Here is a 17,864-nt window from a genome sequence, read left to right on the forward strand (position 1 = left end):
TGGCTTCCTATATCATCTTATTTCTCTATTGTTTACAATTGTCCACTCATCTACTTGACAAACGAACAAGGGGACTGAGCTAAATGAGTTTTTAGTCTCTATGGGCAATCCAGATACAGCGGAAGCCTATTATTTTGTTTTTAATACAATCTTTATTTCCGTTCATGCGATTGTCTCTTTAATCATTTTGTTTGCGTTGTATTATTTGTTTAAGCTCATTCGCTTTCTTATCCGTCGATACTGGAAATAGACCGAATGACTTAAATTTGTAGACTGATAGCGATGGAGGACGCTGCACTCATACCTATATATGTCAACAATACCCCCATTTTTCGTCTTGAAACGTAGAATGGGGGTTAACCATTATAAGTCCTCATGTAGCCACTAAGTAAACCGTAAAAACACATCTAAATTTAATAGAGTAGTCACACTATTCCAACTTATGGGACAGTTACTGTTTTTGGTCATACTAGCTTGAGAAAATGCGATGAAGAAAGTTACTAGATATTTATTAAAATTTTTGATATTTTTTGTGGGCTTCCATATCATCTATTTCTCTATTGTTTACAATTGTCCACTCATCTACTTGACAAACGAACAAGGGGCTGAGCTAAATGAGTTTTTAGTCTCTATGGGCAATCCAGATACAGCGGAAGCCTATTATTTTGTTTTTAATACAATCTTTATTTCCGTTCATGCGATTGTCTCTTTAATCATTTTGTTTGCGTTGTATTATTTGTTTAAGCTCATTCGCTTTCTTATCCGTCGATACTGGAAATAGACCGAATGACTTAAATTTATAGACTGATAGCAATGGAGGACGCTGCACTCATACCTATATATGTCAACAATACCCCCATTTTTCGTCTTGAAACGTAGAATGGGGGTTAACCATTATATTGATTGAGTTTTTGGTTTTGATGTAACCCACTTAACACTAACCTTAGGGCTTTCATGATCATATCATCAAAACCACTTTATTGAACCTACACTAACAAATCAATTGGCAAGCGCTATTTTTTCAAAATGGGCTCTAGCAATGTTTTATTTTCTTGAAGATCTTGCTGAATACGAGCCGCTAATTCATCTGGCGTTGAAGTTTCAATACTTAATCCCAAACCTTTAATTTTTGCTTGAATCTCTGGATCAGCCATCACTTCTTTGATAGTCGCATTCCATTTATCGCGAATATCTGTAGGCAAATCCTTAGGACCCACTAATGCTAACCACGTTGAGTAGTTATAGCCTTTCACGCCTGTTTCTTCAATGGTAGGTACATCAGGTAATGCGTCTGAACGCTTATTTGTCGTTGTGGCTAATGCACGCAATGTCCCTGCTTTTACTTGCTCCAAAATGCTTGGAATCGCCATCGTTGCCATATCCAAATGTCCTGCAATTAAGTCAGTCACTATCAGATTGCCCCCTTTATAAGGGGCATGAGTCATTTTAATACCTGTCTTATTTTCCAATAATACAGTGGCAAGATGTAAAGAGTTACCTACACCAGCAGACCCATAAGTGATTTTATCAGGATTCGCTTTAGCGTCTTTAATCAAATCCTGTAATGTTTTATAAGGTGAGTTAGCAGGCACCGTCACAATTAAGGGCGTAATCACAAGATTGGTGATTGGCGTAAAATCCTTAACAGCATCAAATGGAATATTGTCGTGTAGATAAGGATTAATCGCATGAGTAGACGAAATCATACCAACCGTGTAGCCATCTGGCTTGGCACGAGCGACCTCTTTGGTTCCCGTCATATTTGATGCACCCGCTAAATTATGCACAACCACAGACTGACCAAACTTTTTAGTTAATGCAGGTTCTAACACACGTGCTACGTTATCAAATGCCGATCCTGGCGAGCTTGGCACAATCCACTTAATCGCTTGACTAGGGAATGGTTCATTAGCTGAGCTGACGCCACTAATCATACTCATCATACAGGTGACAGAGCCCAGTAAATACTTTTTAAACATCCTATATATCCTTTTACTGATAAAACAATGTTATCAACATAGCATATTACCTATCTTTCGACTATTGGTAGAGCTACCAATCATAGCCACACTAACGTCTTGTGTTGTTTTCGAATGACAAGCCTACTGAATATGAGCAAATTTATGTGTCTGTAGACTTAGTTGCCAATGAGGGATGAAATTATTAGCCAAATTTTTCGTATCTTTTTGTCTACCCTTCGCTCTTTCATTTAATAAGCCTATAGCCGTGATAGTATCCAAGATGTTCATCTGCCCATCTACCTCTAAAGGAGATAGATAATAGTGTTGTGCGCTTATCTTATTGGCAATCTCTTCACACCACTCAATAAAGGTGTGTACCCTTTGCTCTTTTTCAAGTGGTAATACTCCCTTTTCTGGTGAACCCAACTTATCAGGATCCATCACAATACGCACTTCATCTGCGTGAGAAATACATTCCTTAGCGTACTTTTCTGAATAACAGTATTTAGGGCTCACAGCCACGTATTCTATCTGTAACGGTATTGCATGTAAGGCATTACTCTCAATACACAAATGATAACCTTTTAACTTTAAAGCATCTAACAACTGCTCAATATAGGGATGAATAGTAGGCTCACCACCCGTGATAATAATATTTTTTGCTGTATAGCCATCTATCATGGCAAAAATATCATTTAGAGATTTTAATTCAAACTTCAAATAATCAGTATCACACCACGAACAAGCAAGACTACATTTGCCTAGTCGAATAAAAATTGCGGGCATACCCGTATTAAACCCCTCACCCTGTAAACTTTCAAAGATTTCTACAATACGGTACTGAGGGTGTTGCTCATCAATGGAAAAAGGCTCAGCAAGTTGTTGAGCAGGTTGCAATATATGTTCAACCGACATTTGGTTCATACTCACTATAGGAAGTAGGTGTTTCCCATAAACGGACTCTGGTAACTGGTAATTGATGTGCCTTGAGTACATGGAAAATATGCTTACTCATGACTTCGGCGGTAGTTCTTTGCTCTAAAGGATATGTCTTCATACTCCATCCTTCAAGCATTTGAGCAATAGAACGCTCTCGTTCATTTAAGCGATTGTATAAAAATGCGTGATCCATTTTATCAATGATTTCTCGCTGTACTATCTTTTTTAAATCCCCAAAATCTAATACCATACCTTCTTTTGGACCACTTTCAATCAACTCACCACTGACTTCCACTTCTAATTTATATGTGTGACCATGTAAGTTTTTGCACTTCCCATCATGACCGTCTAAGAGATGTGAGCTATCAAAGGTAAAAATTTTTACGACTTTCATTTACTATTTACTCTCTAAATATTCTGCCAAACCCTTATTGCGCAATAAGCAACTAGGACACTCCCCACATCCACCTTCAACGCCCATATAACAGGTATGCGTATGCTCTCGCACATACTGCAAACCACCTAATTGGTCGGCTAATGCCCATGTCTGTGCTTTAGTTAAATACATTAAAGGTGTATGAATTTGAAATGGATAATCCATCGCCAAATTAAGGCTAACATTCATGGATTTGATAAACACATCTCGACAATCAGGATAGCCACTAAAATCAGTTTCACACACCCCGACGATAATATGTTTTATCTCTTGAGATTTTGCATAAATAGCCGCATACAGTAGAAATAGTGCATTTCTACCATCAACAAACGTATTTGGCATGCCTTGATCAGTTTGCTCAATATCCGCTTGCTCATCCATCAATGCATTATGCGTAATTTGTTTCATTAGAGACAAATCCAATACGGTTTGCCTCACACCTAAATCTTGGGCAATCCATTTGGCTTTTTCTAACTCAATAGCATGTCTTTGCCCATAAGCAAAAGTAATTACTTGTACGTTTTGTTGCCCATACGTGGCAATCGCCTGTAATAAACAGGTCGTAGAGTCCTGACCACCTGAAAAGATGACCAAGGCTTTTTCTTGAATAGTCATTTGTTTTCCTTAGTTTTGTTTTAGTACTTAACGGTACTGCGTGGGAGGATTTCGAACCACGGCACTTTGTATTATAGCATTTGATGGCAAAATCAAAAGAATGCATTCAACTTATTTAATTAAGTATTATGTTCTTCATTGATTGACTTAATTTTTTGATTTTGTGCTTGCTCGCGTAATCGTTCATTCTCAATATGTTTATTAAACATTGGTTTTACCCAATATTTCCACAAAGCCCAATGGGCAACTATTAGTACAACAACTGCTATTGCACCAATGAGATAATAAATTTCCATTCGTATCTCCTTTTAAAACATATTCTATGTATATATCCTAAAAAAAGGGAGTACTTCTGCTCCCTTTTTATATTCTCCAACTTTTTTATTTTGACGTGCAGCTTTTCTGCTTTAGTCACTCAGCTATCCAGAGTAGATTTGAAAATCTGCACGCCGAAAGTACAATATTATCAACTGGCAAAAGGGAGCACTGTACCCCCCTTTTGCTCTACTTTATATGTGGCTTAGAATGAACCAAACATTGTCCCTAAAATAATCACTGTAGCAACTGCTAGCACTGGACCTACAATCGTTACTGCAGCGATATTTAAATAAGACTGACGATGATTTAAACCACAAATAGATAATAACGTAATGATTGCTCCACAATGCGGTAAGGTATCAAAACCTCCTGCTGCAATGACGGCAACTCTATGTAAAAGTTCTGGGCTAATATTATTTTCTGTAGCTAAGCGTAAATAGTCTGCCCCTAATGTTTGTAATGCAATACTTAAGCCACCTGATGAAGAACCCGTAATACCTGCCAAGGCTGACATTGCCACGGCTTCAGAAATTAATGGATTACCTGGTGCAACACCTAACACGAAATTTTTAATAATTGCAAAACCTGCTAAGCTTGCAATCACAGCACCATAACCCACTTCAGACGCCGTATTAAATGCCGGTAACATTGATCCCATAGAACCTTTGTTGATGGTATTTTTTAAATCTTCCCAACGATTCCAAGCGATAACAATTAACCATAAGCATGAAATAATTAATGCAATAATAATAGCCCACATCCCTGTATTTTTAGATGGTACTAAATTTGCAAATTTTCCTGTAACCGCTGAAAAATCCATACCCGGAAAAATAATATAGGTAAACAATGCATTTAAAGCAATAACCAAGACAAGTGGCGAAAAGGCTAAGGCTACAGACATAGCATTGTGCTCACTAATATTTTCATGCTCAACACCGTCGTTATGATCACCATAGCCTTCCCCTGCTTGTTTGGCTTTTCTAGCACGGCTTTCTAACCACATCCAACCAAATACAAACATCACTAACGAGCCAATAATACCTAAACCAGGTGCTGCAAAAACGTTAGTATGATAAAAAGGGATAGGAATAGCATTTTGAATGGCTGGCGTTCCGGGCAAAGAGGTCATCGTAAAGGTAAATGCTCCTAGCGCAATTGCCCCTGGAATAATACGTTTAGGAATACCTGCTTTGTAGAACATCACTTTTGCAATAGGATAAATGGCAAACGCGACAACAAATAAAGAAACTCCACCGTATGTTAGTGCTGCACAAGCAAGTACGACAGTAAGAATGGCATGTTTAGGGCCTAGAATTCTAGTGAACCAATGTGCAATACTAGAGGCAGCGCCAGAATCAGCAATTAACTGACCAAAAAGAGCACCCAATAAAAATACAGGGAAAAATTTTAATAAATAATTTCCTAGCCCACCCATGAAGGTTTCGGTATAAATTGGTGCCATAAAAGCAAAGTCACCAGATAAAAGCACTGCCAATGCTGCCATTACAGGTGCCAAAATTAATACTGAAACTCCTCTATAGGCAAGATACATCAATAAAACTAACGAAATGATAATAGCTACTGTACTAAGTAACATTTTCCTACTCCTAAATTACACCCTTTTTCCTTTTTGATTGTTACCAAGCTCCTAGCAGGACAGATGTAACAAAAAATAATACGTCTAGAGCTAAGCTTGCCATTATAGGGGGCTTTGATGAGATTTATATGTTTTGAACACAAGAGTTAGTAGTAACCCTAGTATTAGCCTTCTCCAAACTGTTTTACTCGCTGCTGAATTTCTAGTCGTGTAGCTCCTGACCATAATAAGGCATTTAATAATAATCTTGTTTTACGAGGACATAAACCACCAGCCATCATGATGCCCATAGCTTGTAAATCTATTTCCCCACCTTTATAGCCATAAACTGCCTTAGTAGTACTACCAGCCCCTGTTCTAGACGCCATAATCACTGGCATTTTCGCCACTATTGGCGTCAATACGTCACGAACTTTTTCAGACACATGACCGCTACCATAACCGGCTATGACCAAGCCCTGATAGCCTAAATCAGGGATAGCTTGATAAAGTGCGACAGACTCATCCAAAGTGGTCTCAATCAATAATGTTTGTGCTGTAAATTGATCAGGTATATCAAATACAAATCGATTAGGACTAGGTAATCGATACACTATTAATTGATTCTCTTGCAGATAAGCTACTGGACCTATAATAAGTGACGCAAAAGCCCCCACTGAAGTGGTATGAAGTTTCTTTACATAACGTGCTTGGTGAACTTCATCACCCATCACCACCAACGCACCATAATTTTGCATAGCCGGACTAGCCGCTGTTTCAATAGCTGCAAGCAAATTTGCAGGGCCATCTGCGCCTGCCTCTGACGGTGAACGCATCGCCCCTGTCAGCACTAATGGTTGGGGGTATGGCCAGTATAAATGCATCAAAAAGGCAGACTCTTCTAAAGTATCTGTACCCTGAACAAGTACCACTCCATCTGCCCCATCTTCTACCTGTTGTTTTGCCCAACGTAGTGCATTAAAAAGCGTTTCAAAGCGAATCGAACCACTAGCCAAATTGGCTAATGTTTTAAGTGTTAACTTAATATTTAAATTAGCCAAACCCGGAATGGACTGAGCGAGATCTTCTGCCCCTAAAGTTGAGCTAACCCCTGCCGCACCTTGGTTTGATGTCATGGTGATGGTACCACCTAATGTTCCAATCGCTACTACAGACGTTCTCTTAAACATATACTTTTTCCTTACTAGACTCTAGAGCTTAACCCTTTACGCATATCATAACCAGTCGGTGATTGATAAATTCGGAGCCCAAACTCACTCACCACGGCAAAAATATGGTCAAAAATATCAGCTTGAATAGCCTCATAATTTACCCAAGCAACATCATTGCTAAAGCAATAAATTTCGATAGGAATTCCTTTATCTGTTGGTGCTAATTGGCGAACCATCACCGTCATTCCTTGATGAATCTTAGGATGATTTTTTAAATATCTTTCCAGATAAGCTCGAAATGTACCCAAATTAGTTAAACGACGACCATTCAAGGCCAGGCTCATATCAGCTTCTTGATTCACTCTTTCTAACTCATGCGATTTAGCAATAATATACTCTGACAACAAAGGGCTGCGTGTTAATCGCTGAACCATCTCTTCAGAAATAAAATGTACAGTGCTGGTATCAATCATTACTGATCGCTTGATACGACGACCACCTGATTCACTCATTGATCGCCAATTTTTAAACGAATCCGAAATAAGAGCGTAAGTCGGAATAGTTGTAATCGTATTATCCCAGTTTTTTACCTTAACTGTCGTCAACCCAATATCAATCACTGCACCATCCGCATTGTATTTTCCCATTTCAAGCCAGTCCCCAATACTCAACATATTATTTGCGGATAATTGAATACCTGCTACCAAACCCAAAATAGGATCCTTAAACACCAACATCAGGACTGCTGTCATAGCACCCAATCCAGATAAAAGGATTAATGGTGATTGACCAATCATCAGAGACACAATTCCGATACCAATGCCGATTGATAATAATAATTTAAGCGTCTGTACTAATCCTCGCACAGGAAAATTACCAGCAAAATTACGCTCAAAAGTCCAATGCGTTAAGGTGTTTAATAAAGCAAATGCAATCAATAAAAGATTTAACAAAAACCATACTTGAGCAGCGACAATAATGATTTTCTGTAGTGTTGAAGGGCTCAACCACCATACTGCTAGCTGCTGTAGCGCAATAGCTAGAATCAGATAATTAATATATGTAAATAATCTAGTTTCACTAAGGCCACGCATGAATAAAAATGATGACTTAGCACATATTGTATACATAATGCGACGTAAAACTAAATACGCAACATAAAATATAACTACACAACTAATAAGAATCCCTAGCAAAGCTAGTCCCTCGGCTAGGTATTCTGGATAAAAATCAACTTGTTTCGAAAGCAACCATTCTTGTATCTGTTTCTGCATTAACCCTCCACTGGCGTTCTCATTGTCACAAACTCTTCAGCAGCTGTTGGATGAATGCCAATTGTATTATCAAAAATAGCCTTTGTAGCTCCTGCTTTTAATGCCACAGCAAAACCTTGAATGATTTCACCAGCATCATCACCTACCATATGAATACCAACTACTTTATCACTAGCCTTATCCACAATCATTTTCATCAGAGTACGCTCCGTTTTACCTGTTAAAGTATGTTTAAGTGCTTTAAACTCTGATTTAAAAATTAAAACTTCACCGTACTGCTCACGAGCTTGCTCTTCCGTTAAACCAACTGTTGCCGCATTAGGTGTGGTAAAAATCGCGGTAGGAATATTGTCATAACTCATCTGACGCTTTTTATCGCCAAACAAATAATCCACTACTGTCATTGCTTCTCCTAAAGCAACAGGAGTCAACTCTAAATGGCCGACTACATCACCTAAGGCATAAATCGATTCAACTGAGGTAGTGTAATTTTTATCCACCTCAATTTGACCTTTTTTATTCGTTTTTACGCCAACAGCATCCAAATTTAACCCTTTCGTATTTGGTACACGCCCTGTTGCATAAAGCACCTGATCAACCTCTTCTGTCTGACCATCTTTTAGTGTCACTAAGAGACCATTCGCTGTTTTTTCAATTTTTGCTACATCACTATTTACACGAATATCCACACCATGTTTAATCATTTCCTGACTTAAGAAATCACGCAAGTCCTCATCAAAACCACGTAAGATTTTTTCGGAACGATAGAGCTGAATAACCTTTGCGCCTAAACCATTAAAAATAGAGGCAAATTCACTTGCAATATAACCACCGCCAACGACAAGCAGGCGTTTAGGGAATACTGGCAAATCAAAAATCTCATTGGATGTTATGACTAACTCTTTACCAGAAATATCTGGCACTGATGGCCAGCCACCAGTAGCGATAAGAATGTTTTTAACTGTATATGTTTTATCACCTACTTTAACGGTATTTTTATCAACTAAAGAACCTCTTCCCTCAATTAGCACAACACCAGAATTTTTCAGTAAATTGGCATATACACCATTTAAGCGTTTAATTTCAATCGCTCGATTTTTTTTCAATAATTCCCAATCAAGGCTTGACTCCACATGAGACCAACCATAACCTTCTGAAGAACTAAAATGAGCAGGAAAGCTAGAGGCATAACTATATAATTTTTTAGGAATACACCCTAAATTTACGCAAGTTCCTCCTAATGGCGCATCTTCGACTACTGCCACTTTGACACCTTTGGCAGCAGCCATACGTGCAGCACGAACACCACCACTACCAGCACCAATCACAAATAAATCAAAATCCATGGCTAACCTCACAAAAAATATTACTTATTGGATAACAATAGCATATAGTACTTAGCACTGTTGGCGTATAAATATCAATACAGCCCTAGCAACTATTTCTCAAACACATATGTAATCTATTGCCTTTTCTTAATATGTCCATTTTATGCTATTTTTACGGCTTATAAAAAAGCCAAATCAGATTTGTTCTGATTTGGCTTTGATTAGTGGCAAATCTCTTTTTTAATCTTAGCTTGCTAGCTTTTAAATCAATAATTTACACGCCACCAATAAGTTATTTCGCAAGATCTAGAGCTGCGCTTTCACCTGATTCGTAAATCACATTAGAGCGACCAACGATAAGTGGGTCAATCTTACCGATACTATTAATGTTTTTGTTTTTGTAATTAAACTTATGTAATACATAGCGTAGTGCATTTAAGCGCGCACGCTTCTTACAATTTGACTTCACTACAGTCCATGGTGCATCACTAGTATCTGTGTGGAAGAACATCGCTTCTTTTGCTTTTGTATAGTCTTCCCATTTATCAAGAGAGGCCATATCAATAGGAGAAAGTTTCCATTGTTTCAATGGATGATTTTTACGTTCACGGAAACGACGTCTTTGTTCATCACGACTTACTGAGAACCAGAATTTAATTAATACGATACCACTACGTACAAGATTACGCTCAAACTCAGGTGCTTGACGCATAAATTCTTGGTATTGAGCATCAGTACAGAAACCCATCACACGCTCTACACCAGCACGGTTGTACCAAGAACGGTCAAATAAAACGATTTCACCTTTTGTAGGTAAGTGTTGTACATAGCGTTGGAAATACCATTGACCAGCCTCCATCTCTGTAGGTTTTTGTAAAGCTACTACACGAGCAAAACGTGGATTTAAGTGCTCCATAAAACGCTTAATCGTACCACCCTTACCTGCCGCATCACGTCCTTCGAATAGGATAACAATACGAGAACCTGTCTCTTGAACCCATTGCTGTAATTTTAATAATTCAACTTGTAGATTGTATTTTTGAAATTCATAATTGCGGCGAGACATTAAATAACGGTAAGGATAAACACCTTCTTCTTGCCAGTTTTCGACTAACTCTGCATCAGGATTAGATACTTTTTCACGGCTTAATTTATCTTTTTCTTCTTTTAATAATTTAAATAATTCTTTACGATCGTCTTCAGAAATACCCTCTAACAAACTGCGTACTGCTGAAAGCTTATCTTCACCCTTTTCAAGTGCATCTGCTATTGCTGCACCTTCAGCGTCAATACGAGAACGGACTCTATCTTTTACAACATTAGAACGAGTTTGTCTTCTTGTAGTTCCCGACATAGTATCTCCCTCAGATACTTTACGAGTCGTTTTTTTTTGCTGTTACCATCTTATTTCCTTCTACCATTCTGAAAAAATAAAAAACACTACGCTAGCTCAAAACCCCGTCTAGCGCTAAAACATAAAATCCTTTATACAGTACATATTTTACTCTTCTTTAGAGGGTAAAATTAGGTTTTCTTTTGATATGACCATAAAATAAAGAAGGTTTTTACCATTCTTAAACATTAAGAGATTTTGCATGATTAAAAATACACTAACTATTGCTGGCGTTGATCCTTCTGGTGGAGCAGGCATTCTTGCTGATATCAAAACAATGAGTGCATTAGGGACTTATGCCACTGCCATTATTGCTGCCCTAACCGCCCAAAACACACAAACAGTAAGCGCTGTTGAACCTGTATCCCCAGCCTTTATTGCTCAGCAAATCGATACTTTATTTGATGATGTTCGTATTGATGGGGTCAAAATTGGCATGCTTGGTCAAGCATCCGTCATTCGTGTGGTTGCCGATAAACTTGAAAAATACAAACCACCTTTTATTGTTCTTGACCCTGTCATGGTAGCCAAAAGTCAGGCAAGACTATTAGAAAAAGAAGCCGTCTCTGCACTAATCAATGAACTGATTATTCAGTCCCATATGATTACACCAAACCTACCCGAAGCCGCTGATATTCTTCAGCTAGGCTCATCACCAGAAACTATCAAAGAAATGTATCGTGTCGCAGAGAAATTACATGCATTATTACCCACCAAAGATGAGCGCTGGGTGCTGTTGAAAGGGGGGCATTTACCTGGCAATGACACCATTGATTTACTATTTAATGGTGACAAAATGCTAGAAATTGAACATCAAAAAATTCACACCAAAAATACGCATGGAACGGGTTGTTCATTGTCTTCCGCTATCTGTGCATTACAGGCAAGATTCAATAATGTGCCAGAAGCAACTCGTCAGGCAATTGAATATGTTCACCAGTCTATTTTGCATGCAGATAGCCTATCCGTAGGAAGCGGTCATGGACCAATCCATCATTTCCATGCATTGTGGTCACGCTAAGGTTTGAAATTTGCTAAAATAGCTAATTAATTTATCAGCTTATTTTGTGAGTGTTTTATGAGCATTTCGCCATCTCAATTAGAAAAAGCTCGTTTTAATATGATCGAGCAACAAATCCGTCCCGCAGGCATTCTTGATGAAAAAGTTCTTAATGCATTGATGGGATTATCTCGCGATGCTTTTGTGACTGATAAGTACAAAAGTGTGGCCTATACCGATACGGAAATCCCTATCGATGTTGAAGGCACACAAGCTCATGAAACGATGCTAGTCCCTCGTTTAGAAGCTCGCTTTGCTGAAGCCTTACAATTAAAACCGACTGATACCGTCCTAGAAATCGGCACAGGTAGTGGCTTTCAGGCAGCACTACTCAGTCGCTTATGTACTCAGGTCACTTCCATAGAAATTGACCCCGCTATTGCTGCATTCGCCAAATCAAATCTTGAGCGTAATCATATTGCAAACGTTAACGTAGAAGTAGGTGATGGGAGAAATGGCTGGGGATCCGTAGAATATAATGCTATCGTCTTTACAGGATCACTACCTACTCTTCCAGACGCCTTAAAATATAAGCTTACTGAAGGTGGTCGCCTATTAATCGTTGTTGGAACAGGCACCGTTATGTCATTAATCCGAATTACGCGACAAAGTGCCTCTCACTTTGTCGAAGAGTTCTTAGAAGAAACTGTGATTAAACCTCTTAACGGTGCTGTCGCTTCACGTTTTAAATTCTAAATCATCATATTTAGTTTTAAAAACGGATTAGTAGCATCAATAAATAACCCTAACAATCAATATATTCGTATATCGTCTGTTAGGGTTTTATAATGCTCAAAAGAATCTACACTATTGCTGTTCACCTGTTTTAATCTTGTTCACTAATGCCGTTGTAGATCGTTCATGTTGAAAATCAATAGCAATCGCCTTACCTCCCCAAGATTTCACCAAGGCTGTTTCCGCTAATTTTTCCATATCATAATCTCCACCTTTGACAATAATGTCTGGTCGGAGTTTTTCAATCAGCTGGTAAGGTGTGTCTTCATCAAAAAAAGTTACCACTTGAGTACTTTGCAAGGCAGCCAGTAATGCTTGTCTGTCCTGCATGGTATTAAAAGGACGATCTGCCGCCTTACCTAAGCGTTTCACAGAAGCATCTGTATTCACAGCAACCACTAAACTACCACCTAAATTTGCCGCCTGTTCAAGATAAGTGACATGACCACGGTGCAAAATATCAAACACACCATTGGTAAACACTAAGGGGCGTGGTAAATCGCCTGATTGTATTTTTGCCACTACTTCATCTGGGCTTAATATTTTGTCTTCAAAACGCATCTTTTTATACTTCAAAAATAAGATATAACGCCAAACCAAACGCTGATAAAGAAATCACAGCCATCAAGCAACTAATTAACTTACGTGAAGCCTGTTCTTTTTTTATTTCTTGTAAAACCTTTAATATTTCAGCTGATTGATCCTCTCTAGATAAATTTTGTTCTACCAAGCGTGGAATAGAGGGTAAAATCATTGACCATTGTGAAGCTTCTTTTTTTACTTGTCTAACTAAACCTTTAGGACCAACTCTTTCCCACATCCATTTTTCTAAAAATGGCTTTGCTGTCTGCCATAAATCAAGATTAGGATCTAACTCACGTCCCATTCCTTCTATATTTAACAAGGTTTTTTGTAATAAGACTAACTGGGGTTGAATTTCAACATTAAACCTTCTTGATGTTTGAAATAAGCGCATTAATACTTGACCAAGGCTAATTTCTGATAGAGGACGATCGAAATGAGGTTCACATACAGTACGAACCGCCGCCTCAAGTTGTTCCTCTCGTGTATCAGCTGGCACCCAACCAGACTCAATATGTAATTGAGCCACACGCCGATAATCTCGTTGGAAAAAGGCTAAAAAGTTCTGTGCCAAATAGTTTTTATCAAACTCAGATAAAGAGCCAACAATACCAAAATCCACAGCAATATATTGCCCAAAAGTATTTTCATCGAGTGATACTAGGATATTACCCGGATGCATATCAGCATGAAAAAACCCATCTTCAAATACTTGTGTGAAAAAGATCTCCACACCCATCCGTGCTAGTTTCTCTATATCCACGCCCTTTTCTCTCAATAGCTCTACACGATTGATAGGAATTCCTTCCATCCACTCCATGGTAAAGACATCTTGAGTCGAATACTCCCAAAATACCTCTGGTACTAACAATAACCCCTTTCTCTCTGGGCGATTAAAGTTACGTCGTAATTGACTACAATTAGCCGCTTCAACTTGTAAATCCAGTTCGTCATGTAAATATTGATCGAATTCAGCAACCACCTCTTTAGGCTTTAATCGTTTACCATCGGGAATATAACGCTGAACAATAGCGGCAAACGCCCTCATTAAGGCTAAGTCCTTCTCAATCACCTTGAGCATACCGGGTCTAAGCACTTTAACCGCTACTTTTTGACCATTAAATAAATAAGCGACATGTACTTGTGCCACTGATGCAGAAGCATGGGGCTCTAGTGTAAATTGAGCAAAAATCTCATTAATTGGTTTACCCAATGACTTCTCTATCATCGCAACCGCTTGCTCAGGAGAGAATGGTGGCACCTTATCCTGTAATAATGCTAATTCATCTGCAATATCATGTGGTACAACATCACGTCTTGTTGACAGTACCTGTCCAAACTTTACAAAAATGGGACCCAATTCTTCCAACGCTTCTCGCAAGCGTTGGCCTCGGGGCTGTTTATACGTTCGTCCTAAACGGGTAACCTTAATTAAAAAAGTGGCAATGGGATGACGAATATTCTCAAGAATAAGCTCGTCTAAGCCATAACGCCAACAAATAAAGGTAATGCGTATTAACCGTAAAAATCTCATTTACACCTTCTGTAATCTGTGGATGCGTTGCTCAAGCTTTGTAAGGGATTGTTGTAAGGCAACGATATCTTGCTGTAATACTTGTACAACAGGTTTTTGTACAATCACATGATAATCTTGGCTAAGAAAGTCTTTCGTTTTTTCTAAACCTTTTTCGCTAACAAACTCACTTGTTTGTTTGATTTTTTTAAATCCATTAAGCAAAATACTTGCCATAAAAGGACCAACTGTTTGAATTAATTCTGCTTCTATATCCCAACGTAAATTTAAGGCTAGTTCTGAGACTAATTTCGCTAAACCGGCATCCCCCTCAATATGCAACAAAGAAGCCAAACGATCTATATCCGCTTTTTCTTGTAACGTCTTAGGCAGCTCTTTCAAAGCATCATCTGTAATGGTTAAAGTAACATTAGCCGAATCTGCTGTCTGCCACCATTGCACAGTGCCATCATCGGCTATCTTTAACAACAAACTCCAGCTTGAAATATTCAATTTCACTATCTTGCTAGCGTGATTTTTTATTTTCTGTTTTGCCCAATCTTCTCGTTTAAGTAAGGCATTGAAGGCATTCACGAAGACTTGCTGTGGTTTCATAAAAATGGGGGGGAACATGATATCTATCAAAAAATGTAATAGGCTTTAGTTTAACAAAAATCCCCGACTAACAAAGAGTAATCGGGGATGTGGGTGCGTATTTAAATACAATCGTTAGTTATTAAAACTATTAGCTAAATTGTTGGATACCTGCTAATAACCAACCACTATTTGCAGCTTTATATAAATTCCAAACCTCTTCAAAACGTGTTGTTGCTTCACCCACATTTTCTCGCACCATACCAGAGAAACGAACACTAGCTAAATGACCATCTCCTTGAGTATCATGAATTTTTTCAATCCCCAAGAGTTCAGCATTTAATAACACTATTTCTGTTTTTCCTCCTGCATTTGCTTGGATACTAGGTGTTAATTCACGCAATAAATCATCTGTTAAATATTGCTGTAATTGTGCAATATTTCCTTGATCAGATAATGCCTGAATCGCCACATATTGCTTTTTAGCTTCTTGTAAAAATGACACCTTATCAAAATCAGCAGGGATAAACCAATTATCTTGACCTTGTTTGTCAGTAGCTGGGGCAGGAGCAACTGGCGATCCAAATGTGGCAGAGGATGAATTAACGCCTGAATTTGGATTGACTGGATGACTACGTTCAAACGAGTTTTTGTAAGTATTGTTTGCACTAGTATTGGCACTGGCACCAGCAGTCTGGGGCGCACCACGTAAACGACGCAATACAAACATTACCCCAAATACAACCAAGCCAATCAATACTAGGCTAGACATAAATTCAAGGAAAGCACCACTTAGCCCTAGGCTAGACAATAACGCGGCGATACCAAGACCTGCCGCAATACCCGCAATAGGCCCTAAGAATCGAGAAAAACCTGTTTTAGGTCGAGCCGCCGCGGTCGCTGCACCACTAGTAGCGCTAGGACTCATTTGATTTGGACGCGCTGCAGGAGCAACTGGAGCACTTGTTGATGGTGTTCTCATAATATTACTCGACTGACGACCAAAACTAGAACCACCACCCATACGACGTGCTTCGGCATCATCAGCCACGCCTAGCATGGCAACAGACGCAATCACAACTAATGCGGCTGATAAAAAACGGGGAAGTTTACCTTTCATAAGCATCCTTAAAATACGTTAATTTCAATTAAGTGTAGCATAAATTGCTTTCAACTCAACACAAATTGATGCATTTTAAAATATGGGTATTTCAATTAATATCAAGACCACTCCATACCCCTTTCTTATACCTTCTTACAAAAGAGCAACCTCCTAGCGTAATTTAATCCCTTCGTGTAAAGCCGTAATACCCGCTGTTAAATTATGATAATTTACTCGCTCAAAACCTACATCACGCATCATTTGAGCAAGTGTCTCTTGATCTGGATGCATACGTATAGATTCAGCTAAATAGCGGTAGCTATCCTCATCATTAGCAACTTTTTTACCTAACCATGGCAAGATATTAAACGAATACCAGTCATAAGCCGGCTCAAGTGGTTTATAAATACGCGAAAACTCTAATACGAGCAATTTACCACCTGGTTTTAACACTCTTAACATCTCGGCCAATGCTTTGTCTTTATGGGTCATGTTACGCAAACCAAAAGCCACAGTGACAATATCGAAATAATTATCAGGAAAAGGCAATGCTTCTGCATCACAGACAACGCTAGGCACACTAAAGCCTTTATCAATCAGGCGATCCCGACCAACACTCAGCATCGACTCATTAATATCTGTATGCCAAACTTCACCCGTTTTGCCCACTTTCTTGGCAAAAGCCATCGTCAAATCACCCGTCCCTGCGGCAATATCCAACACTTTCATACCGGGTCGTACATTTGACTTTCCTATCGTGAACAATTTCCAAATTCGATGTAAACCAACCGACATAAAATCATTCATGACATCATAACGAGAAGCAACTGAGTGGAACACTCCGGCCACTTTATTTGCTTTTTCGACTTCTTTTACCGTCTGAAAACCAAAATGGGTTGTTTCTTGGTCTGTCGTTTTATTTTCATTACTCATAATTTATTCACATGTTAAACTGTCACAAACATGACACAAAATGGATTTAAGATGACGTAATTGCTGTTTTAGCCAGCAAGAAGTGGTATATCTTAAGTTGTACCATTCCATTAATCTATTTTTTCTATTTTACCTTATTATGGCAAGTACTATTCTCGTTGTTGAAGATGAACCAGCAATTCAGGAACTAATCGCTGTTAACTTAACCTTCTCTGGGCACAAAGTATTGCGTGCACTTGATGCAGAACAAGCCAAAATATTAATTAATGCAGAATTACCAGACTTAATTTTATTGGATTGGATGWCTACCAAGCACTTCAGGATTAACATTGG

The 17,864-nt window shown here is 38.6% G+C and carries 17 protein-coding genes and 1 pseudogene; 3 read left to right on the top strand and 15 right to left on the bottom strand.

What is annotated here, in order from left to right:
• Positions 1-1,013: 1,013 nt before the first annotated feature.
• The 10 genes from V757_RS24900 to ppk2 all read right to left on the bottom strand — a co-directional run bounded on the left by V757_RS24900 (position 1,014) and on the right by ppk2 (position 10,973).
• A complete protein-coding gene (locus tag V757_RS24900) occupies positions 1,014-1,979 on the bottom strand; it encodes a Bug family tripartite tricarboxylate transporter substrate binding protein (protein ID WP_023952351.1) in 966 nt (321 codons plus the stop codon).
• Between the two features lie 123 nt (positions 1,980-2,102).
• On the bottom strand, positions 2,103-2,876 hold the full coding sequence (locus V757_RS24905; RefSeq protein ID WP_023952353.1) for a 7-carboxy-7-deazaguanine synthase QueE: 774 nt from the start codon (positions 2,874-2,876) through the stop codon (positions 2,103-2,105).
• Positions 2,866-3,294: a 6-carboxytetrahydropterin synthase QueD gene (gene queD, locus V757_RS24910; RefSeq protein ID WP_023952355.1), complete on the bottom strand. Its 429-nt coding sequence runs from the start codon at positions 3,292-3,294 to the stop codon at positions 2,866-2,868. Before queD ends, V757_RS24905 begins: the two co-directional genes overlap by 11 nt.
• 3 nt (positions 3,295-3,297) lie before the next feature.
• The gene (gene queC / locus V757_RS24915) at positions 3,298-3,951 is read right to left on the bottom strand and encodes a 7-cyano-7-deazaguanine synthase QueC (protein ID WP_023952357.1); all 654 of its coding nucleotides are present in this window, start codon (positions 3,949-3,951) and stop codon (positions 3,298-3,300) included.
• A gap of 119 nt (positions 3,952-4,070) precedes the next feature.
• Positions 4,071-4,247 (bottom strand): hypothetical protein, encoded by a 177-nt coding sequence (locus tag V757_RS28470; RefSeq protein ID WP_023952359.1) that lies wholly within the window; start codon positions 4,245-4,247, stop codon positions 4,071-4,073.
• A gap of 224 nt (positions 4,248-4,471) precedes the next feature.
• Positions 4,472-5,866 carry a GntP family permease gene (locus V757_RS24920; RefSeq protein ID WP_023952361.1) on the bottom strand — a complete coding sequence of 465 codons (1,395 nt, stop codon included), beginning with the start codon at positions 5,864-5,866 and terminating at the stop codon, positions 4,472-4,474.
• A 164-nt stretch (positions 5,867-6,030) separates the two neighbouring features.
• A complete protein-coding gene (locus tag V757_RS24925; RefSeq protein ID WP_023952363.1) occupies positions 6,031-7,035 on the bottom strand; it encodes an asparaginase in 1,005 nt (334 codons plus the stop codon).
• 14 nt (positions 7,036-7,049) lie between these two features.
• Positions 7,050-8,291 carry a mechanosensitive ion channel family protein gene (locus tag V757_RS24930; protein ID WP_023952365.1) on the bottom strand — a complete coding sequence of 414 codons (1,242 nt, stop codon included), beginning with the start codon at positions 8,289-8,291 and terminating at the stop codon, positions 7,050-7,052.
• Entirely contained in the window at positions 8,291-9,637 is a 1,347-nt protein-coding gene (gene gorA / locus V757_RS24935) for a glutathione-disulfide reductase (RefSeq protein ID WP_023952367.1), read from the bottom strand. The genes V757_RS24930 and gorA overlap by 1 nt, the downstream gene beginning before the upstream one ends.
• Before the next feature lie 274 nt (positions 9,638-9,911).
• Positions 9,912-10,973: a polyphosphate kinase 2 gene (ppk2, locus tag V757_RS24940; protein WP_023952369.1), complete on the bottom strand. Its 1,062-nt coding sequence runs from the start codon at positions 10,971-10,973 to the stop codon at positions 9,912-9,914.
• Between the two features lie 241 nt (positions 10,974-11,214).
• Here ppk2 and thiD point away from each other — a divergent pair, with 241 nt between their 5' ends.
• Positions 11,215-12,033 (top strand): bifunctional hydroxymethylpyrimidine kinase/phosphomethylpyrimidine kinase, encoded by an 819-nt coding sequence (gene thiD / locus V757_RS24945; protein WP_023952371.1) that lies wholly within the window; start codon positions 11,215-11,217, stop codon positions 12,031-12,033.
• A gap of 57 nt (positions 12,034-12,090) precedes the next feature.
• Positions 12,091-12,768, top strand: coding sequence for a protein-L-isoaspartate O-methyltransferase family protein (locus tag V757_RS24950; RefSeq protein WP_023952373.1), 678 nt, complete (start codon positions 12,091-12,093; stop codon positions 12,766-12,768).
• Positions 12,769-12,879: 111 nt separating this feature from the next.
• Here the strand turns inward: V757_RS24950 and rfaE2 are convergent, their stop codons facing one another.
• From rfaE2 to ubiE, 5 genes are all read right to left on the bottom strand, one after another.
• Entirely contained in the window at positions 12,880-13,368 is a 489-nt protein-coding gene (gene rfaE2 / locus V757_RS24955) for a D-glycero-beta-D-manno-heptose 1-phosphate adenylyltransferase (RefSeq protein WP_023952375.1), read from the bottom strand.
• 4 nt (positions 13,369-13,372) lie between these two features.
• Positions 13,373-14,923, bottom strand: a complete 1,551-nt coding sequence (gene ubiB / locus V757_RS0114875; RefSeq protein WP_031274791.1) for a ubiquinone biosynthesis regulatory protein kinase UbiB — start codon at positions 14,921-14,923, stop codon at positions 13,373-13,375.
• Entirely contained in the window at positions 14,924-15,535 is a 612-nt protein-coding gene (locus tag V757_RS0114880) for a ubiquinone biosynthesis accessory factor UbiJ (RefSeq protein ID WP_081710700.1), read from the bottom strand.
• 112 nt (positions 15,536-15,647) lie between these two features.
• On the bottom strand, positions 15,648-16,616 hold the full coding sequence (locus tag V757_RS24960) for a Tim44 domain-containing protein (protein WP_023952377.1): 969 nt from the start codon (positions 16,614-16,616) through the stop codon (positions 15,648-15,650).
• A 153-nt stretch (positions 16,617-16,769) separates the two neighbouring features.
• Entirely contained in the window at positions 16,770-17,531 is a 762-nt protein-coding gene (ubiE, locus tag V757_RS24965) for a bifunctional demethylmenaquinone methyltransferase/2-methoxy-6-polyprenyl-1,4-benzoquinol methylase UbiE (RefSeq protein ID WP_023952379.1), read from the bottom strand.
• Between the two features lie 139 nt (positions 17,532-17,670).
• On the opposite strand from ubiE, the pseudogene V757_RS0114885 reads away from it, so the two are divergent.
• Positions 17,671-17,864, top strand: a pseudogene (locus V757_RS0114885) (response regulator); the annotation flags it as partial.

It is taken from the genome of Pelistega indica (genome assembly GCF_000506865.1).
Classification (GTDB): Bacteria; Pseudomonadota; Gammaproteobacteria; order Burkholderiales; family Burkholderiaceae_B; genus Taylorella; species Taylorella indica.